The sequence below is a fragment of the Magnetococcales bacterium genome, from assembly GCA_015231925.1.
Classification (GTDB): Bacteria; Pseudomonadota; Magnetococcia; order Magnetococcales; family JADGAQ01; genus JADGAQ01.
In genome coordinates this window covers 1-19,244 of sequence record JADGAQ010000013.1, presented here as the reverse complement: position 1 = coordinate 19,244, position 19,244 = coordinate 1, and the positions used below count along the sequence as shown (strand labels likewise).

Below are 19,244 nucleotides of genomic sequence, written 5' to 3'. Positions count from 1 at the left end.
AAGATACGTACCTTGAGCGGAAGTGTCCAAGCGTTGCAAGGGCCCTTCCGGGGAGAAGCCCATGAAATCGTATGCCCATCGCTGGTTGTCGGGTGAAAAGGTTCCCTGGCGGCCCGGAAAAGTGGTCTGCGTGGGACGCAACTACGTGGCCCACATCCGGGAGTTGGACAATGCCGTGCCGGAGGAGCCGGTGCTGTTTTTGAAACCCTCCTGCGCCATGGTCTCCCTGAAAAGGCCGCTTGTCTGGCCGCCGGGGCAGGGGGCCTGTCACCACGAGGTGGAACTGGCCCTGCTGATCGGCAGGAAACTGTGTCGCGCCACCGCCGCCTCCGCTCTGAAGGCGGTGGCCGGTTACGGGGTGGGGCTGGACCTGACCTTGCGGGAGAGACAGGATCGGCTGAAAAAGGCCGCGCTGCCCTGGGAAACCGCCAAGGCCTTCGATGCTTCCGCCCCGTTGACCCCCTTTGTGCCGGCCTCCCGGATTGACGATCCCCTTGCCCTGCGCTTCGGCCTCGCAGTGAACGGCGACCGTCGTCAAGAGGGTCATCCCGGCCTGATGCTGACCCCCATGGGGGAGTTGTTGGCCTTCGCCTCCCGGTATTTCACCCTGTTGCCGGGAGATGTCTTCCTGACCGGCACCCCTGCCGGTGTCGCCGCCCTGGCTCCCGGAGACCGGCTCGAACTCTGGCTCGATGGAGGAGCCGACCCCCCTTGGCGTTATACGGGAGAGGTCGGCAGTGCCGACCAATCGCCACCATAGGGCCCGTTTTAAGGAAGTTGCAAGATTTGCAAATTTCTCTTTCATTTTTTGCGGTTTTGACATAAGGTTCCAAAAAAGAGGGTTGGTCCGGACGGTGGCACGGGATCGTCACCGATTGGGCGACAACACGTTGAGGGGGTGGCATGGGCAAGACCAACTGCTGGGAATTCATGCATTGTGGTCGTGAACCGGGTGGGGCCAAAGTCCGTGAGTCGGGTATTTGTCCCGCAGCCGCCTATCGTCAATCCGACGGGTTCAACGGCGGACGCAATGGGGGACGTGCCTGCCTCTTCATCAAGGGGACTTTCTGCGGGACTTCGGCCAAGTCGGGCAGTAAGGAAGGGTGTCCGGATTGCCCCTTCTACCGCAAGGAACTGGCCAAAGACGGCATCGATTTCATGTCTTTCATGCGCTTCGTGATGGGAAGTTCAGGCAAGGGGATTGGTGTGCAGAGCGGCGGCAAATCCGATTTTTCCCTCTACGATACCCGCGAGACTTATCCCTGGGATAACGCGGTACACCACTGACGGGGCGCTCCGCAGAACCCAACCGCACGCTTCGTGGCGAGGCCCTTTCACTGACGGGGAAGGGCACGTCGCGGGGATGAACCGGAATCTATCTGCTGCACGTAACGCGAGTGGGGAATTCCTGGGGGAGGGACGGAACCTGACCCGCCATGGCGCAAAGGGCGTTGCGAGGCGGAGGCGCAGGTTTTTTTCGGGGGTGGTGAGGGGGTGGACCGGGTTCCTTTCTCGAGGGCGACGAATCCAGGAACCCGACCCCGTGGCGTTGAAAATAGATATAACGGGATTGTCACTATTTTGCAACGCCAAAATTTTTGCAGCGCGATATTTTTTTGCACAAGTCGATGTGGTTCATGAACCTCGGGAAAAGGCTTGACTCCCGAGCGCTCCGGAGCCATGAATAAGCCATCCTGAGCGGAGCGGCGCGGACAATTTATTCTTCTTGAGGCATTTTTATGGGGCAGGATTGGTTGGCCGGGGGGGCGGCTGACTTGCTGGTGACGATGACGGGCCGCAAGGACCGTCTGGAACTCGTTGCCGCACTGGTTGCCGGACTCAACAAACTGACCGGCTCCCGAAGGAGCCAGTTCTTCGACATTCGCGAAGAGTTCGTGCCGGATGCCCTGGAAAAGCGTCGTCGCATGGTTCTGGTCTCCCCGCTGGATCCGGAAGGATGTGAACTGTTTCCGGAGCGGTTGGAAGGGGTGGCTGAAATTCTGGCTCAGCCCGAAGCCCTTCAGGTGGAGTTCATGGCCTGTGCGGGTCAGGAACGGGTGATCCGGATCTTGTACGATCGGGGCCGGAACAGTTGCGTTCTGATCCAGGATTTTCTTCCGGGGGAGCTGAATGACGCGGCGCGCGACATGGGCTCCCTTCTTTGGGGCATGTTTCAGAATCTGCAGAGCCTGTTGCGGGACAAGGATCAGGATCCCCTCACCGGTCTGCTCAACCGCCGCTCCTTCGACGAAACCATCGCGCTGGTATTGGACACCCTGCATCACCGTCCCCGGGACAATCGCACTCCCGGCAGTGGCGCCGCCCTCGCCGTCTTCGACATCGACCACTTCAAACGCATCAATGATTCCTTCGGACACACCATCGGCGACGAGGTGCTGATTCTCTTTGCCCGCTGCATGGAAAACATGTTTCGCCACACGGACCGCCTCTATCGTTTCGGAGGGGAAGAATTTCTGGCCATTTTGACGGAGGTGGACCTGGCCAAGGCGGCCTTCGCACTGGAACGTTTCCGCCAGGTGGTGGCCCGGAACCGGTTTCCCAAGGCGGAACATGTCACCGTCAGCATCGGCTTCGTCATGGTCAACCAGAGCGATCTGCCCTCCGCCCTCATCGAAAAAGCCGATCAGGCCCTCTATTTTGCCAAGGAGCATGGTCGCAATCAGGTTCAATCCTTCGACCATCTGGTAGCTTCCGGGGATCTCCGTCAGGTGGATCATACGGCCAACGACGTGGAATTGTGGGCATGAGACCCTCTCTGTTGGCGCGGTTGACGGGGGTTTTCCTCCTGGGCAAGGCGCTCTGCGGCTGGAGCGCCACCCCGCCGGCGCTGTTGCCGCCGGCGGAGGAGACCCTGGGGGAGATGCGCCGGTTGGTATCCTCCATGCGCACCTCCTCTCTGGGGCCGTTCGACGGGGTCTACTGGTTTTGCCGGGACGGCGCGGTCCTGGCCCCCTCGGAGGGTAACTGTCGCAACCACGGCGGCGGCTGGCAGCACGGCCGTCATTCCGCCGCTCGGCAGTGGCTGGCCGAGCGGGGGGTTTGGGTGGGTACCCTTTTCGCCGCCTGGGAAGAGGGGGGTTCGGAGGCGAGCCGGCGGCAGAGACTGCGTCAGATTCCCCTGGAACGTTATCTGATGCAGCTCGACGGGGGTTGGGTGATGCGCGGGGCTTTGAGCCACGCCGGGCTGGTGCAGATCGAAGACGAGATTCGCGAGGGTGAGGCCCTGCTGCTGGGCTTGTTCGAAGACGGTCCCTGGGTGGAGAGGGAGTTGTTGCTGGCGCGGGAGCTGCTTCGCGCCGTGCCTCACGGAGGCGGGGAAGGGGATGCCACCCGCCGCTTGAGGCAGATGGCGCGGCAGTTGGGAGAAATTCACCCCTCCTTCAATGAATTGCGCATTCGGATTCACGGCCAGCCGGCAACGGGGGTGACGGACGAGGTGCGGCAATGGCTGGAGCGGGAACCGGGCCTGACGACGGAAGAGCGTCGTCTGGGGGAGGAGATTCGGACAGCGCTGGAGCGCTATTACGGCCCGGAAGGCCGCCTGCAACGTCTGGAGAAGTTGTCCGCCTCCCTGGGGGAGGAGGTGACGGCGTATGTAAAGGGGATATTTGGCGCAGCCTCTCTGCCGCAGGCCATCGAAAGACTGACCGGATTGATGGAGGCCATTCGGCACACGCTGCCCGTGGCTCGTGACGCCCTGCACCGCCTGCAGCTCCTTCTGGCCCTTCAAGAGGTGGAAGGGGAGCTTCGTCTGAGCGCGTTGGCTCTCGGTGAACCGAAAACGGTGGCCGAGGGAGTGGCCTGGATGGGGCTGTTGATTCGTGCCGCCTGGGCCGGGGGATGGCTTTCGGAGGGGGAGAAGGCGGCCCTTCTGACCGCTCTGGCCCAGGTGGAGCAGGGTCAGGGCGGGCGCGAGGCGGCGCACACCCTGCGTCGTCTGGTGGGTTGGATGGAAGGTGGCATCCGCCACACCTTTGCCGAGGCGCTGGTGACCTACGAATCTCTGGACGCGCGGGCCGGTCGTTTTGTGGATGAACAGATTCGGGGTTCCGTGGTTCTGCCGTTGGCGGCCTGGGCGGCGGTTTTGGAACAGGGTCTGACTCCGGGAGCCGACGCCCTGTTGTGCGGACATCCGGTTCAGGGTCTTCGGGGCGGCAGTCCGGGTCGGGCCCAGGGGGTTTTGCGTTCGGACGGGAACGGCGGCGGGGAGGAGAACGGCAAGGGGCTGATTCGGGTGCTGCCTCCGGGGCGGGAGGAGGCTCCCCCGGCGGAAGGTCTGCTTTCGGTGGGTGAGGGCAATCCCGTCTCCCATCTGCAGATACTGGCGCGGAATCGGCGTATTCCCTTTGCCGAGGTGACACCGGAGGTCTGGCGGGCCCTGGGTCGTCTGAACGGTTTGCCCATGGAATTGAGCGTTTCCTCAGACGGAAGGGTCTCCCTCGATCGGGCCAAGGCTAAAGAGACGGTTGTCCTGGCGCCGGTAACGGTTCCTCCGGTCGATGCCTCCCAGAGCCGGCCTTTGGGGTTGAAGACCCTGCATGCCGGGCTTGCCGGACGTGTGGTGGGGGGCAAGGCGGCGGGTGTCGGGGAGTTGGCCCGGCGTTATCCCGGTTCCGTGGCGCGGGCCGTGGCTTTTCCCTTCGGGTTTTTTCTGCGTCTGGCCCATCCGGCCTTGCAGGAGGCCTGGGAAGCCGCACGGCAGGGCATGCGGCAGGTCAAGGCCGGAAACCTTCCGGAGGCGGAACTCTCCGGGATGCTGCAGCGCCTGCGTCAGGAGATTGCGGCGATGGCGCAGCGTCCCGAGGTGCGTGGGGAGGTGGAGGGGGCCATCCGCGCCGAGTTCAACTGGGTGGAGGGGCTGGGTCTCTTCGTGCGATCCGACTCCAACGCCGAGGATCTGCCGGGTTATTCCGGAGCGGGTTTGAACGAGACGGTGCCCAACGTGGTGGGGCTGGAGGCGCAGTTGACGGCCATGGGTCGCGTCTGGGCCTCGGTCTTTTCGGATCGGGCCGTGGGTTGGCGTCTGCGGGGTCTGGCCAATCCGTGGGATGTGGTGCCGGGGGTGCTGCTGATGGAGACCATTCCCTCGGAAAAATCGGGGGTGTTGGTGACCACCGATCTGACGGGCGGTTCCGGGGGAGTGACCGTGGCCACGGCCTGGGGAATCGGCGGCGCCGTGGACAACAGCGCCGCCGAAACACTGCTGTTGCGCTTCGATGGGGGGACCGGCCTGATCGGCGAGGCCAAGGCGCCCTGGCAGCGTCTGGCCAGCGACCTGGGCGGGTTGGAGTGGCGTCCTGCGCCCAAGGGGCGGGTTCTGGCGGAGGAGGAGCGGCAGTCCCTTCGCAGTCTGGCGCAGCGGGTGATGCGGGAGCATCCCGAGGGGGCCTGGAATGTGGAGTTCGCCTTCGCCCGGAATCGTTTGTGGCTGTTGCAGATTCGCCCTTTCAGTCAGCCGCCGGCCCTGGCGGAATTGGATCGTTTGCCGGGTTCGGAGCGGCGTCTCGCACCGGGGGATGAGTGGCCGGTCCGGGTGACGGTTTCCGGGGATGGCTTGGCCGAGGCGGTTTCCGCCTGCCTGCCGTGAAGGCGGGTCGGATAATCCTTCTGTTGCTGCTGCCCGGCCTGGCTCAGGGCTATCCGCTGGATGATGAAATCATGGGTATCCGGCGACTGCCGGGATTTCGACCGGGGAGTTCCTATTCCGTCGAGGCGTTGCTGATGCCGCCGGGGGCCTTGCGGGGTCGGGAGTCCATCGTTCTGCACCTGACGGAGGAACAGGCCCGTTCGGGTGAGCTGGGGAGGCGGGACGAGGCCTTGTCGGGGGTGTTGAAGCGGGTTCTGGGGGCTAACGGTGATTGCTCCGCCGTGCTGCTCGACTACACCCGGGGCCGGGAGCGGCAGTGGGCCGGGGTGGCGGAGGAGCAACCCGGCGCGCCCGCCAGTGTGGGCAAACTGCTGGTGGTGCTGTCGCTGTTTCACGAACTGGCCCGGGTCCGACCGGAGGTGGCCAAGCGGGTGGAGCTGTTGCGCGGTCGTCTGGTGGCGGGGGGGGAGTGGTTGCGGGGCGATGATCACACGATTCCGCTCTATCAGGCGGCGGAAGATCGGGTGATCTGGAGGCAGGCTGAGGAGACGGAGCGTTTCAGTCTCATGGAGTGGCTTGACCACCTGTTCACCGCTTCCAGCAACGCTGCGGCCAATGTGGTTTGGAAGGAGGCCCTGCTGATGCGCCGTTTCGGCGAGGCCTATCCGCCTGATGAGGCGAGCGAGGCGGCCTTTTTCCGGCAGAGTGGTCTTTGGGAAGAGGTGCGGCGGGGTCTTTCCGAGGCCATGGCAGCAGCAGAGCTGTCGTCGGAGGCCTTTCGAGTGGGAAATTTCTGGACCCGTCGGGCTCGGGAGAGGGTGCCGGGAGGTGGCGGATCGACGGCCACGGCCCGGGAGCTGGCGCGATTTCTGCTGCGCCTGGAGCAGGGGCGGCTGGTGGATGAGTGGTCTTCGCTGGAGATGAAGCGGCTGCTCTATTTCACCGGCAGGCGTCATCGCTTCGCGGCGGGGGAGAGCCTCGCCGGCTCGGCCCTCTATTACAAGGGCGGTTCATTGCCCGGCCCACGGGAGACGGTGATGAACGCCGTCTCCCTGGTGGAGTCCCCGGCTCGATCCGGTTCGGGGCAGCGGCGCTATCTGGTGACGTTGCTGTGCCGTTTGCCGACCGGCGAGGCCGAGTCGACGCTGCAACGTCTGGGGGATGCCCTGGGGCGGGAGATGGCGTGGCCATGAGAATATTGAGCGGCCAATAAAAAAGCGGCCAGCCCGAGGGCTGACCGCCTTTTGTATCTCTCGCATCAAAAACTGGTCGGGGTGAGAGGATTTGAACCTCCGACCACTAGCACCCCATGCTAGTGCGCTACCAGGCTGCGCCACACCCCGTCGACCAATCCGGCGATGATATGCGGGGATGGGGAGGGTGTCAAGGATATTAGGCAGCGGCGCTGATCAAATTGACCAGATCGCTGTAGATGCGCTTTACGATGCGATCGAGCAGAGCGAACTCGGCATCGGTGAGTTTTTCCAGCCGGGTCAGATTCTCCAACTGGGTCAGCTCCGTATCGGTGTACCGGGAGAGAACGGTGCGGTACTCTTCTTCGGGGCGATCGAGGTTGTGAATCTTTTGCAGGGTGTCCAACAGTCCATGTCTGCTCATTTGCTTCTCCCTATGGTCTTTTCCGCATCCTGCGGGCTTGCTGAAATGTCCTTGTTCGTGCCAAATTGGTTTTTAGACACTGATAACGACCCGTATGGGGTCAGGTTCCGCTTTTGCGGAGGGTGGCGGCCAGGAGTTCGTCCTCGAACATCGGCATCTGGTAGAATCGGGGGGCGCGTCCGGCCTGATTGTTTTCGGCCAGACGGGCGGGCAGGCGAGGGGAGGCCTCTTCCGCCGCATTGCGACGCGACCCGGTGACCCACTCCATCAACTCCATCTGGGAGCGCAATACCAGGGTCTTGTGCGTGCCCACGGAGTGGTTTGCCATAACCGGGGTTGCTGTATTGATGGTGGTCATCGTCGCGTACTCCTTACTGTAGGTTTCTTAACGGTGCCTCAGCGGGTACCGCTTTTGAAACAGGTCTCTTCGTTAAATGGAGTAGCAACTTGTGTGCCGAATTATGGAAAAGGCTGTACTGACCGCACTACGGGTGTCGCCGGAGTCGAGTAGCGTCGAGCTGGCGTCGAAACCGTGACACAATGACGCCGGGTTGACACTCCGGTGGTGGGGAGGTTATTGGTGGGAGGGGGGAGGAAATCGGTCCGGACCTGCCGGTGGTTCTTCTCTTGAGTGCGGTTCCGTCATATCATGCCAATCCGGGGTGGTCATCTTTCGGGAGGGATCCTGTCCGCCGTGTTCAAAAACAACGACCGCGAACGCAATATATTTCGCTCGGAAGGCAGTCGCCGCAGCAGTCCGTCCACATTCCGCCTGGGCAGCGCCCGCATGCGGGAGGGTGGACGGGGCATGGCCAACCGTCCCGTCTTCAGACGTCACCGGGGTCAGCGGTGGCTGGTTCCCGTGTTGTTGATCATCGTGGTTCTGGGCTGGCTCTATCCCGAGTGGTGGCAAGGCGCCCCCCGGGAGACCCCGGCCCCGGTCGGGGAGACCCCCTCCGCGCCGCCACCGAGTCTCAAAGGCGAGTTTCCCGCCAAAGCCGCTTCCGCCGCCAAGGAGGCCAAGACGCCGCCTTCACGGGAAGTCGTGCCGGCCCAGGCCCCGCCGGTGGCCGGCAAGGATTCGCCTCCCATCAAGGAGGTGTTGCTGGCCAAGGAGTCCGTCTCCCTGAAGGAGGGGTCGCCGGCCAGGGAGGGATCCCCCGGAAAGCCGAATCTGCCGCCCGGAACCCATGCCGGTCCCCGCGCCGAAGACTACTCCGTGCCGGTTGCGGCCCCCGGTCAAAGCCCGGCTCCGGAAGCGCCCGTCACTTCCGCGACCACCCCGCCGGCCACGAACCTCGCAGCCCCTTCCGTTGCAATGAACTCGCCAATTTCTCCGCCTGCCGCCGAAACAGTGGTCGAGGCCAGGCCTCCCGCAGGCCTCAAGGCGGCTGCCGTCGAAAACCGGAACGAGGCTCCGGGCAAAGTCCGTCGGGGACGCTGCCAGCTCGACGATGGCGAAGGGGGTGTTTTCCCGCGCATGGAGCGGGTTCCCGCCGGATCCTACACCTTGAAGGAAGGCAAGGAAGCCCCTTCCGCAACCTCCCGCCTCAAAGCCCGGGGATTGGTCAAGACGCGGGTGGAAAAGCCCTTCTTCGTGCAGCGCGAAGAGGTCAGTCACGCCCAGTTCGGACGTTTCCTGGCCTGGGTGGGCGGACTGCGCGGCGCGGACAAGGAGCGTGTCGCGGCCCGTCTCGGTATGTCGGTTCCCACGGACGGGGGCAAAGGACGACAAGCCGGTTCGGGAGAGGTGGGGGCGGTCAAACGGCTCTCCCAGGAAGGCACCATGGAATATGTGGACTGGTTGCGCAAGCAGTCGGGCTGCGATTTCCGCCTGCAAAGCCGGGAAGAGTGGACCGGGGCGCTGCTCTATCTGCAAAATCGGGTTTACGAAGGGGCCGGACGCGAGAGCCAGCGGTTGCTGGAAAACCTGCTTTCGGGGGAGAGGGAATGGACCCGTTCCACCTGCTCGGCGGGCTTTCTGCTGGTGGGTGGATTGGATGATCTGGAACCGGGAGAGCGATTCGAGCCGCCCTGCATGCTGGCCATGATCGCCATGGGGGAGTTCCGGGTCGTATTGCATGACGATGCCGCCGGGGCGTTGGGGGATAATTAGTCCCCGGCAGGCTTGAAAAGAGGGGGGTGCCGAGGTGTCACGATCAGGACGAATGCCACATCTTTTTCGGATTCGGAAGGGGGCTGGGCCGCTTCATGCGGTGGCGGCGATGTTCCTCTTCCTCGGGTTGATCACTTCCACCCCGGTGAGCGGCGCTCCCGGTGAGCAGCAGGTGGGCCATTGCGCCGCCTACGACTTCGCACCGTTTTATCACGAGGGCAAATTGCGCTGGGCCGGGGTGGTGCGGGTGCTGCGCGACAAAACCCCCCTCTATGCCTCCTCCCGCGAGACCAAAGTCCAACAGAACCTCACCTTCAACCAGCAGGCGGAAGTTCTTCAGGAGGAAGGCCCCCGGCTGGAGGTGCGCGTCTTTCGCGCCCAGGGACAGGAAGCGGCCACGGGGTGGGTGGAGAAACGTCACCTGCTCTGTCGCAACCTGCCTCTGAAAGCCTCTTCGGGGCTGGAAATGAAATTCTTCATCCGCACCGGCACCGCGCCGCGCGCCGAGGGGGAGCCCGAGCCCACGGTGAAAGTCTTTCAGGATCCTGAACTCTCCGAATGCGTCGGTGGCAAGGAGAAGTGTCGCGAGGGGGCCTCCCGCTTCCACATGTATTTTGTCTTCGATGTCCAGGACAAGGCCATGCTCATCGCCGACCGCTTCCGCCTGGAAGAGGACGATATCCTCCTGGGCTGGGTCAACCGCAACGACGGCTTTTTGTGGAACAACGCCTTCGGCATCCGACCCCGTGAAGATCTGAAATCCCCGGACGGCAAGGGCCGGGGCACCGTCTGCTCCTACGAGCGGCTGGAGGATGCGGTCAGCCGCAATGCCAAAGCCTGCCATCCCGTGGAAGGGGGACCGGATTGGTTCAAATCCTCCATGCGTGTTCCCGTTCTGGAGATGGTGGACGAAAAGGGGGCCCAGGTGGCTCCCGAGGATTTCGCCACGGGGCCCGCAGCGCGTCGATTCTACAAAGTGGCCCTGGCGCGACCGGGTCTGGTGGGGCGTCCGGTGGGTGACGGCAAATTCGCCGTTTCGGCGGGACTGGTGCGGGGAGCTTCCAGCGAATCGACCAAATCCCTCTCCTCCAAAAAGAACGTCGACATCTTCTTTCTGCTGGACGGAACCGCCAGCATGGGCGCGGTCATCGACGCGGTGCGGGGTACCGACAAGAAGAAGGGCGTCATCCAGGAGATCGTGCAAACACTGCGCGGCACCCAGGGTTTCAAGGACAATCAGTTCCGCTTCGGTTTCCGGGTCTACCGCGACCCCTATGCCGACAAGATGGTCAGCGGCTCCAAGGAAGGCATCGGGGAAGGCCTGCCGTTGGGCAGCAATTGCCAGGTCAACGCCAAGGAGCAGGAGGAGAACTTCAAGGCCTTCGATTCCGCCATCGCCAAGGTGCAGGTCAGCTCGGAAACTGCCGACGACGACTACGAGGAGAACGTCTACGGTGGACTCGGCAAAGTGCTGAAAGAGGATATCGGCGCCTGCCCCGACCATTTGAAGGTACTCTTCGTCATCGGCGATGCCGGGTACAAGGATGCCATCGACAACGGTTTCGTGCATAACCGGCCCAGCCGCTCCTCCAAGTACCACGATGCCGTCTCCCGTGAACTCCTGGTGCAACTGCTGCGCGGCAGCAACCAGCCCGGCGTCAAGACCAACAGCATCGTGCCCTTCTTCATTCAGACACCGTTCCGGCCCGAGACCACCAAACATCCCGGCGCCTACAAACAGGCCTACGATCGCTTCGAAAGCCAGTCCCGCAGCCTGTTGACCGACTCTCTGCCCGCCGATGGCAAGTCGGCGGACCACTTCCTGCGCATGGAAGAGGAGAAGCTGACCAGCCGCATTCTGGGTACGGTGGAACGCTTCGGCGGCAGCGCCCTGATCGATGAGATCATCCTCGACATCCGGGGAGGGGCGGCTCTCTCCTCGGTCATCGAGCGGCTGCGCCGGGAGCGCAGCGACATCCCCGGCGTCTACTGGCACATCCTCAAACAGGGGGCTTGCGGCGAACTGGGCAGCCAGTGCGAGGGACGGGTCTACGACACCACGCTGATGGGGTACGTCGAATCCACCCCCGATATCGTGGAAGAGCTGTGGGTGGCCTCATCGGCCCTGTCGTCGTGGATTCGCATCCTGCGGGGCTTCGAAGGCTATTTCGAACTGCCGGAACCGCAACTGCGCCGGGCTCTGATCAGCGCCATGATTCTGGGCTTGCAGCAGGAGATCCGTCGTCCGCCCATCGATGTCTCCGGGGAGACTCCCGCCGAGTACGCCCAGCGTCGGGGTGGTCTGCCGGTGCGTCATCACAGCCCGCTGTTGAGCTATCACGTCGCCTCGCTTTCCGCCGAACAGACGGTGCGCGACGACAAGGGCAACATGTCCGTGGCCGGTGCCGACGGCAAGGTCGTCCTGGACAAACGGGGCAAGCCGGTTCCGGCGGTTCCGGTCTGCGAGTTGCGCCGTCTGGCGCTGTGGGCCATCAAGTCCCGGCAGATGCTGGAGATCGTGGAGCGGGACTTCAACCGGCCCGTCTTCTCCACGGAAAAGCATCAGGATCACCGCTGCCCCGACGCGACCGAAAACGGGCGCAATCTCAGTCGGGTGGTGGGCAACATCGAGGCTCAGCCCCTGGGGCCGAGCAAGGAGTTCCGCTTCGGGCACACCTTCGGTGGGGCACGGGGCTACTGGGTTCCCCAGGACTATCTGCCCTGACGGGGCGCACGGGAGGCAGGGATCGCATATGAGCTGGGGAGTGGAAGTGGAACCCACCCTGGTGGGATGGGGCAAGAGCTTCAATCTGGAGGTGGGCTCCCTGCACATGGACGCCCGCACCATCTCGCAGCGCCTGCCGGTGCTGGGACGCAGCGGCAGTGGCAAAAGTACCTTGCTCTATCTGCTCACCTTCCTGAAGATGCCCTTTCAGGGGCGGGTGCGCTGGGTCTTTCCCGACGGCAAACGGGCCGCCTGGGATCATCGGGGTTTGGACAAACGGGTCTCGACCCTCTCCCTGGCGCAGATTCGGCGGCGTTACTTCGGCTTCGCCTATCAGCGCAGCACCCTGACGCCCTATCTCTCGGTGCGGGAGAACCTGCTCTATCCCTTGCAACTGCGTAAAGGCTGGGGGCGCAAGGAGATGGAGGAACGGGTGCGGGAGTCGGTACGGCGGGTGCTGCTGTGCGGCAGCGAGGCGGAAGAGGTTGGCGAGGAGGAGGTGGACGAGCTGATGGCCCGTTATCCCTGCGAGCTGTCCGGGGGCCAACTGCAACGGGTGGCCCTGACCCAGGCCATGATTCACGATCCCTATGTGCTTTTCGCCGACGAGCCCACCGGCAGTCTGGATACCGCCACTCGCAAAGAGGTCATGGCGGTGGTGGATAAATGGCTGGAGACGGGGGATCGCCTCTTCATCTGGGTGACGCATCACCTTTCCGATGCCCTGGATCCCCGGGTGACCCACCGTTTGTTGGTTTCCAGCGGGCGCTGCCAGTTGCAGCGTACCCAAAACGAAGAGAGTTGAGCCGGCGGTTTGGGTGTTTCACCCCCCGGATACGGTTTTTGTGTACTGGATGGCATGGACGATTCTGTAGAGGGGTGACCGATGCCGGTGTGGATTCGCCTGGGAGTGATTGCCTTCCGTCGCACCTTTCGGTGCGGCAAGTTCGGTTGTGAAGGCGGGGCGCGGGATTTTGCCTGGTTGACCCTGTTGATGGCGCTGGTCTTCAGCCTGGCGCTGTTGCTGGTGGGCGGACGCAAGGGGTTTCTGGAAGGGTTGGGCAATGCCCTGCTGGGGGCCATTCCGCCCCATGGGGTGCCGGTATGGGTGACCTCCCACTGGGAGAATCACGAAGGCATAGACATGCGCATCATGGCCCAGTTGCGCGCTCTCAAGGGGGCGGACGGCCAGGCGACGCCGGGCCTCGGCGTACATCCTTATCGTCGCTTGGGACAGGGCGGGCCGCGCATCGATCTGCCCGACTCCGCCATTTGGAAATCGGATCCCGATTTTGTCGGTTGGGGGGTCTATCCCGATCACCCCTTGTGGAAGATGTCCCAGCCCCCCCGGCGCAACGAGTTGGGCGAGAGCTGGCTGGGGTTGCCGCTGGAGGTGGTGCTCAACGCCAATCTCTTCCGGCGGCAGTTCGACGTGGAGGCCTATCGTCAGGCGGTGGAGCCCATGGTGCGGGAGACCGGACGCGGCGGCTGGCGGGGCGCTTCCACGGGAGAAGCCTTCATTCGGGAGGTGAACACCCTCTGGTTGAAGGTCTCCGTGGCGCAGGAAGAGCGATTGCTGCCCTTCTCCGTGCGTTGGGCGAGCAACATTCCCGCCATGGAGGCGGTGGCCTATCTCTTTCCGCTGCAAACCTACAACGCCCTGTTGGCAGCCTATCATCTGCCCGATTTGAAGTTCGATCCCCTCCATTCCGGGGATGCCGTCAGTCCGGAGGGGCGGCAGTTGGCCGCTTTGGGGGAGAAGCGTGGCGAGTTGGTGGAGTATGTGCGCTGCATTCAGGCCGAGGTGGATGCCACCGGGCTGACGGGTTTGCAGAACATCCATTCCAGCCGCTGCCGGCTTCCCGCGTTGGCCAAGGCGGAACGCCGTCCGGAAGTCGGTTCGCCCCCCAAGTGGGATGCCGTCAACCACGACCGGGACAACTGGTTGTGGCTGCCCTGTCACCGCTTGCCCCGCACCGATCCCTTGCGGGCCAATCTGTGCAGCGATTGGGATCCCGGCGCGGGCAAGGTGCCGCTGATGGTGCCGTGGGACGTGACCAGTTTCGGGGTCTCCTTTTCGGCCATTCACCTGTTCGTTCAGGATCCCAGCCGGTTGATGGGGGTGATCGAGGCCATTCGGGGGGTGCGCAACGCCGACCGGCGTCAGGCACTGAACATCCATCCCATGTACCAGGATGCCCTCAACCGCTTCAACATGGTCAGCGACGTGTTGTCCACCCTGGTTCCGGCCTACGCCATCTCCTTCGCCTTGCTGCTCTTTTTCCTGCTCATGGCCCAGATCGGCACCCTGGTGGATCATCGCCGCAACCATTACGGCATGTTGCTCAGTCGGGGCTTCACCTGGGGTCAGATCCATTTGAAACTCCTTTTTCAGATGAGTCTGTCCCTGCTGGTGGCGGGCGGCTTGACCCTGGGGGGGCTGCTGCCTCTGTTCCGCTTCAGCCTGGCGGAGGGCTTCCGGGAGGTGGTGGCGCGATACGAAGGCATGCTGGCCCCGGACCACGGCCTGGACCTGCTGCCCCTGTCGCCGCTGACCATCGGCATCACCTTCGGCGGACTCTTGGCCATGGTGGTGCTGATGAGCTTCATCCTGGCCTTCCGCCTGCCCCTGACCTGGCGCACCACCCCCTCGGACCTGCTGCACGGCGACTCCCAGGGGCACCCGCCACCGAAGAAGATACGATGAACGATCCAGGTAATAATCATCGGATATGGGGTGATATTGCCTGTCAACGGGCTTTGGATGCCGAGGCTTTATGTAAAGCGGGACGGTTTACCGGCGCCGTTTATATGGCAGGGTATGTGTTGGAAACAAGACTGAAGCAGTACTGCGCCTTTTGGGATAAAGATTTTCCATCGAGCGGTCCTGCCGGACATGATTTGCGCGGACTTTGGAAGACTGCGGGCTTTTCCACTAGTAGCTTCCAATCAGCACCGGAGGCCTTTGGCTTTTTCATGAATAAGTGGTCCACCGGTCTGCGCTATTCCCCGGATAACGGATCCTCTTGCCAGGACATGGTCGATGGGGCTAAACGAATCTCTGGAATTATCGCAGGTAAATGCAAACGGGCGTCACGCGGATGAATCGCCAGCAGATTATTGAACGAATCCGACTGAATCTTTCCGAGGCGGGTATCGGTGAAGCCGAGGTTCGTGTTCAGCCCGATCCGTTCAAAGGATGGCGGGTGGGGGTGGTAACGGAAGGTTTTACGGGTCGTTCCATGGAGGAGCGGCGGGGGATTGTCACCAAGGGATTGGAAGAGCTTCACTTCGAATGGCTTGACGTGTTGATCCCCGAAGAGCGGGAGTGGGCAGGGCCGTTGCCGGGAGACGAGGAGCCGGAACGGTTGCCTTTGTGGCCGGAGGCGTTGGGGCGGGAGGCTCCGGGTGATGAGGAGTTGGTTCCGTTTCCCACGGATGGGGATGAGGAACTTGCTCCACCGATTGTTGTGACCTTCTATTCATTGCGCGGTGGGGTAGGGCGGTCCACCGCCATGGCCTACACGGCCAAATCGTTGGCGCGGCGCGGTCGAAAAGTGGTTTGTGTGGATATGGATTTGGAAGCTCCCGGACTTGTGTCGCTGTTTGGTTTGCGTCCGGAAGGGAAATACCGTCTGAGGGAAGATGGGAAAACCCCAAGAGGTGTTGTTCAGTTGCTATTGGAAATCGATCGGGGAGACGACCCAGATTTTTCCCAGAATTTAATAAAAATCCATAGATTTGATAATTTATTTTTATTGCCAGCGGGTTTTGTCGATGCTGATTATGCCAGAGGACTTCGCAGCATTACTCCGGATTATTGGTACAGGGAAGACAATAATCCACTTTTAACGTTTATGGGGAAGTTGCAACAGGGTCTGCCTTTTGTTCCGGATGTGATTCTCTTGGATGCTCGCACCGGGCTTTCGGAGGTGAGCGGTCCGTTACTCTTCGGGCTTTCCGATATGGCGATCATCACCTTTTTCCCTCATCTTCAGGCGGAGCAAGGCACCCGTTTGTTGACACAAGGTTTGCTGAGGTCTCGGGTGAGGCGTCCGGGTCGGGAAGGGAAATATGCTCCGGAAGTCCGTTTTCTGGTCTCTCCCGTACCCCAAAGCAATGCCCCGGAGGTGAAGAGGCGCTATCGCGATCTTGCTTTGGGGTGGGTTTCAGACTGGATGGCGCAAGTTTCCGCTTCTCGTGTCAAGAGTGGGTTGATGGAGTTGCGGGAAGATGAGATTACCCACTTTATCTCGTACAGGGAGGATGTGGCGACTTCGGATCGTGTGGCTGATTCTGGAGAGATGATCTCGTCTTATACAAAGTTGGTTGATTGGGTTGATGCTTTATTGGTTTATGAATGGGAGAGGAAGTTAGAGGAGAATATTAAACGAATAAAAAATGATAACCTTAAAGGTGGTCTAATTGGAGATACTGATCTGTTTTTTGAGGGCATCGATACAGACAATATTCAAAGTTGTGCGATTGGTGATTATATTTCAAAGGGCGAATTTTTATCTTACGCATATTATGGAAGATGGATTCAAGGGATTTCAATAGGTGAATGGCTGATGAATCGCGCTTACGATTCTAATGGATCGAGAAGTGATAATATAACTAATAAACTTTCCTTATACTCGTGGGCCATCGAAGAACATTTGCATCGTCAAAATCCATATTGGAAAAGCTTGATTCGTCCTAGGTCAATATGTGGCGCTCTGGAGCCTACATCCCAGTATGCTGTTGACTGGTTCAGAAAAGAACACCCTGAGCTTGGCGCAGTGTTAGATGTATTGGAAAAGATCGGTTCGACGCCCATAAGACGCCAGGATCTTAAAGAGGTGGAAGAATATCTTGAGAAGGCTATGGAGGCCGGGCTGTTGCGAGGGGAGTTTGAAGATCGCGATGGAAACTTTGAAATCTTCCATGTCCCCGATCTCTACCGTATCGGGCTGAAAATGGTCCGCAAGAGACTGGACTGATGTTTCCGTTTTTTCCATGACTTCCCCCCAAACCTGGCAATTCCTCCTGCAACAAGGCCTGGCGGCGCACCGTCAGGGCAGCGTCGCCGAGGCGGTGCGGTTGTGGCAGCGGGTTCTGACACTGCAGCCGGGGCAGCCGGATGCCCTGCATCTGCTGGGGCTGTGCGACTTCCAGGAGGGGCGGCTGGAGGAGGCGGAGCGCAAGATGCGTCTCTCCCTGAAACAACGGCCCCGGGAAGCCCCCTGGCTGGCCAATCTGGGGGAGGTGCTGCGTCGCCGGGGGGATTTTACCGGGGCGGGGCAAGCCTTCGAAAAGGCGCTGGCTTTGCAGCCGGCACTGGCGGCGGCCTGGATCGGTCTGGGCAATCTGCGTCGCCAGGAGGGGCATCCCGCCCAGGCCGAACAGGCCTATCGGCAGGGGCTCGCCCTCTCTCCCGCTTCCCACGCTGCGGCCTGCAACCTGGCCCTGGTACTGCTCGAACAGGGTTACGCCGACGAGGCCGAAACCCTGCTGCGCGATCTGCTGCAACGCCGACCCGACATGGTCGAGGCCTGGAACAACCTGGGCGTGCTGTTGATCGAAACCGCCCGCCACCCGGAAGCCATTGCCATTTTGCGTCAAGCCGTCGCCCTGAAAAGCGATCATGCCGAAGCCTGGAACAACCTCGGCAAGGCCTGCCTTGACGGGGGCAATCCGGGTCAGGCGGAAGAGGCCTTTCGCCGGGCACTGAGCCTGCGTCCCGACTGGGGCGAAGTCGAAGGCAACCATGGCAATGCCCTGCGGCAGTTGGGCCGCCTCGACGAGTCCCAGGAGGCCTACTGGCGCATGCTGGAGCACCGTCCCGCCGATCCCCGCCTGCACTCTTCCCTGCTGCTGGGACTGCACTATCTGCCCGACATGGATCGGCAACGCCTGCTCGCCGCCCATCGGGAGTGGGATCGTCGCCATGGGCTACCCTGGCGGGAGTGGTCTCGCACCCATCCCTGGCGTCGCGGCGCAGGCAGCCGTCTGCGCCTGGGCTTTCTCTCCCCCGATCTCGGACAGCACCCGGTGGGCTTTTTTCTGCTGAGTCTGTTGCAACACCTCGATGTCCGGGAGGTGGAGCTCTTCTGCTATTCGGACCGGCAACGGGAGGATGCCATCAGTGCTGCCTTGAAGAGTCGTTGCAGCCATTGGAAGGGTGTGTGCGGCCTGAACGACGAAGCTTTGGCCGAAGGGATTTTGGCCGACGGGCTGGACGTGATGTTCGATCTGGCGGGCCACACGGCGCACAACCGGCTGCCGGTCTTCGCCCGGCGGGTGGCCCCGCTGCAAATCAGTTGGCTGGGCTACGTGGGCACCACCGGCCTGAGCGCCATGGATGCGGTGTTGGCCGATGCCCGGCACATTCCCCACGGTGAAGAGGGGGATTATGTCGAGGAGGTGTTGCGACTGCCCGGAGGGTACATCGCCTACACCCCGCCGCCCGACCTGCCCGCACCAGTTTGGTCCCCCCCCGGTCGGGAGCGGGGGCCTCTCTTCGGTTGCTTCGCCAACCCCGCCAAGATCAATGCGGAGGTTCTGCAGTGCTACGGTCGCATTCTTTCCGCCCTGCCCCGATCGTCACTGCTGTTCAAATACGGGGGTTGCGACGATGCCTGGAACCGGCAGCGCATAGTGCAGGGGCTGCAACCGTTCGGTATCGGAGCGGAACGGGTCATCTTCCGGGGAGGAGGGGCGCAAGGCGACCATCTGGCCCGGGTGGGGAGCGTCGATGTGGTATTGGACACCTTCCCCTACGCCGGAGGGGTCACCACCTGCGAAGCGTTGTGGATGGGCGTTCCCATGGTTTCCCTGCGCGGCGATCGTTTTGCGGCCCGGCACGGCGCAGCCCATCTGGAGGCGGCGGGCTGTGGACAGTGGGTGGCCGATTCTGCGGAAGGTTTTGTCGACAAGGCGATTGAACGGGTTCTCGACGAGGAGGGGCTCCGGAGAGCCCATGCCACCCTGCGGGAGCAGGTGCAGGCCTCGCCGCTGGGGGATGGGGGCCGTTTGGCCCGGGAATTTCTCGTGGTGGTGCGTCAGGCTTTGAGCCGACGGGTAGCGATATCCTGACGATGCCGGAAAGTCCGTCAAAATAGCCGCTGCTGGTGAATCGATAGTGTATCTGTTCAGGTATACGGGGGTTCGGGGGGGATTATCCCCCCCGACGGGTC

Annotated in this window: 14 protein-coding genes and 1 tRNA gene; 12 read left to right on the top strand and 3 right to left on the bottom strand. The window is 62.2% G+C overall.

The annotated features are described in order from the left end of the window. The first annotated feature begins 61 nt into the window (after window positions 1-61). From HQL56_03015 to HQL56_02995, 5 genes are all read left to right on the top strand, one after another. Window positions 62-760, top strand: coding sequence for a fumarylacetoacetate hydrolase family protein (locus HQL56_03015; GenBank protein MBF0308488.1), 699 nt, complete (start codon window positions 62-64; stop codon window positions 758-760). Window positions 761-903: 143 nt separating this feature from the next. Continuing rightward, window positions 904-1,287 carry a hypothetical protein gene (locus HQL56_03010; protein ID MBF0308487.1) on the top strand — a complete coding sequence of 128 codons (384 nt, stop codon included), beginning with the start codon at window positions 904-906 and terminating at the stop codon, window positions 1,285-1,287. Window positions 1,288-1,739: 452 nt separating this feature from the next. Beyond that, window positions 1,740-2,768, top strand: coding sequence for a GGDEF domain-containing protein (locus HQL56_03005; protein MBF0308486.1), 1,029 nt, complete (start codon window positions 1,740-1,742; stop codon window positions 2,766-2,768). Then, window positions 2,765-5,608, top strand: coding sequence for a hypothetical protein (locus HQL56_03000; GenBank protein ID MBF0308485.1), 2,844 nt, complete (start codon window positions 2,765-2,767; stop codon window positions 5,606-5,608). Before HQL56_03005 ends, HQL56_03000 begins: the two co-directional genes overlap by 4 nt. Next, window positions 5,542-6,801, top strand: a complete 1,260-nt coding sequence (locus HQL56_02995) for a serine hydrolase (protein MBF0308484.1) — start codon at window positions 5,542-5,544, stop codon at window positions 6,799-6,801. Before HQL56_03000 ends, HQL56_02995 begins: the two co-directional genes overlap by 67 nt. 73 nt (window positions 6,802-6,874) lie before the next feature. On the opposite strand, the gene HQL56_02990 is transcribed toward HQL56_02995, so the two are convergent. The 3 genes from HQL56_02990 to HQL56_02980 form a co-directional block, all read right to left on the bottom strand. Next, a tRNA-Pro gene (locus HQL56_02990) sits at window positions 6,875-6,951 on the bottom strand. A 49-nt stretch (window positions 6,952-7,000) separates the two neighbouring features. Beyond that, a complete protein-coding gene (locus tag HQL56_02985) occupies window positions 7,001-7,225 on the bottom strand; it encodes a hypothetical protein (protein MBF0308483.1) in 225 nt (74 codons plus the stop codon). Window positions 7,226-7,325: 100 nt separating this feature from the next. Continuing rightward, window positions 7,326-7,583, bottom strand: a complete 258-nt coding sequence (locus HQL56_02980) for a hypothetical protein (GenBank protein ID MBF0308482.1) — start codon at window positions 7,581-7,583, stop codon at window positions 7,326-7,328. A gap of 336 nt (window positions 7,584-7,919) precedes the next feature. Here HQL56_02980 and HQL56_02975 point away from each other — a divergent pair, with 336 nt between their 5' ends. The 7 genes from HQL56_02975 to HQL56_02945 all read left to right on the top strand — a co-directional run bounded on the left by HQL56_02975 (window position 7,920) and on the right by HQL56_02945 (window position 19,143). Continuing rightward, window positions 7,920-9,341, top strand: coding sequence for an SUMF1/EgtB/PvdO family nonheme iron enzyme (locus tag HQL56_02975; GenBank protein MBF0308481.1), 1,422 nt, complete (start codon window positions 7,920-7,922; stop codon window positions 9,339-9,341). Window positions 9,342-9,450: 109 nt separating this feature from the next. Next, complete coding sequence (locus HQL56_02970; protein MBF0308480.1) at window positions 9,451-12,066, top strand: hypothetical protein; 2,616 nt, start codon at window positions 9,451-9,453, stop codon at window positions 12,064-12,066. A 28-nt stretch (window positions 12,067-12,094) separates the two neighbouring features. Next, window positions 12,095-12,871, top strand: a complete 777-nt coding sequence (locus HQL56_02965) for an ATP-binding cassette domain-containing protein (GenBank protein MBF0308479.1) — start codon at window positions 12,095-12,097, stop codon at window positions 12,869-12,871. Between the two features lie 81 nt (window positions 12,872-12,952). Then, the gene (locus tag HQL56_02960; protein ID MBF0308478.1) at window positions 12,953-14,773 is read left to right on the top strand and encodes a hypothetical protein; all 1,821 of its coding nucleotides are present in this window, start codon (window positions 12,953-12,955) and stop codon (window positions 14,771-14,773) included. Next, complete coding sequence (locus HQL56_02955) at window positions 14,770-15,171, top strand: hypothetical protein (GenBank protein ID MBF0308477.1); 402 nt, start codon at window positions 14,770-14,772, stop codon at window positions 15,169-15,171. Before HQL56_02960 ends, HQL56_02955 begins: the two co-directional genes overlap by 4 nt. Continuing rightward, a complete protein-coding gene (locus HQL56_02950; GenBank protein ID MBF0308476.1) occupies window positions 15,168-17,048 on the top strand; it encodes a hypothetical protein in 1,881 nt (626 codons plus the stop codon). Before HQL56_02955 ends, HQL56_02950 begins: the two co-directional genes overlap by 4 nt. 16 nt (window positions 17,049-17,064) lie before the next feature. Further along, the gene (locus HQL56_02945; GenBank protein ID MBF0308475.1) at window positions 17,065-19,143 is read left to right on the top strand and encodes a tetratricopeptide repeat protein; all 2,079 of its coding nucleotides are present in this window, start codon (window positions 17,065-17,067) and stop codon (window positions 19,141-19,143) included. The last annotated feature ends 101 nt before the right edge of the window (window positions 19,144-19,244 follow it).

Bases quoted from the DNA above. Each gene is read 5' to 3' on its own strand.
- HQL56_02950 (MBF0308476.1), top strand. From the start codon at position 15,168: ATGAATCGCCAGCAGATTATTGAACGAATCCGACTGAATCTTTCCGAG.
- HQL56_03005 (MBF0308486.1), top strand. From the start codon at position 1,740: ATGGGGCAGGATTGGTTGGCCGGGGGGGCGGCTGACTTGCTGGTGACG.
- HQL56_03015 (MBF0308488.1), top strand. From the start codon at position 62: ATGAAATCGTATGCCCATCGCTGGTTGTCGGGTGAAAAGGTTCCCTGG.
- HQL56_03000 (MBF0308485.1), top strand. From the start codon at position 2,765: ATGAGACCCTCTCTGTTGGCGCGGTTGACGGGGGTTTTCCTCCTGGGC.
- HQL56_02945 (MBF0308475.1), top strand. From the start codon at position 17,065: ATGACTTCCCCCCAAACCTGGCAATTCCTCCTGCAACAAGGCCTGGCG.
- HQL56_02970 (MBF0308480.1), top strand. From the start codon at position 9,451: ATGTTCCTCTTCCTCGGGTTGATCACTTCCACCCCGGTGAGCGGCGCT.
- HQL56_02965 (MBF0308479.1), top strand. From the start codon at position 12,095: ATGAGCTGGGGAGTGGAAGTGGAACCCACCCTGGTGGGATGGGGCAAG.
- HQL56_02985 (MBF0308483.1), bottom strand. From the start codon at position 7,225: ATGAGCAGACATGGACTGTTGGACACCCTGCAAAAGATTCACAACCTC.
- HQL56_02955 (MBF0308477.1), top strand. From the start codon at position 14,770: ATGAACGATCCAGGTAATAATCATCGGATATGGGGTGATATTGCCTGT.
- HQL56_02960 (MBF0308478.1), top strand. From the start codon at position 12,953: ATGCCGGTGTGGATTCGCCTGGGAGTGATTGCCTTCCGTCGCACCTTT.
- HQL56_02980 (MBF0308482.1), bottom strand. From the start codon at position 7,583: ATGACCACCATCAATACAGCAACCCCGGTTATGGCAAACCACTCCGTG.
- HQL56_03010 (MBF0308487.1), top strand. From the start codon at position 904: ATGGGCAAGACCAACTGCTGGGAATTCATGCATTGTGGTCGTGAACCG.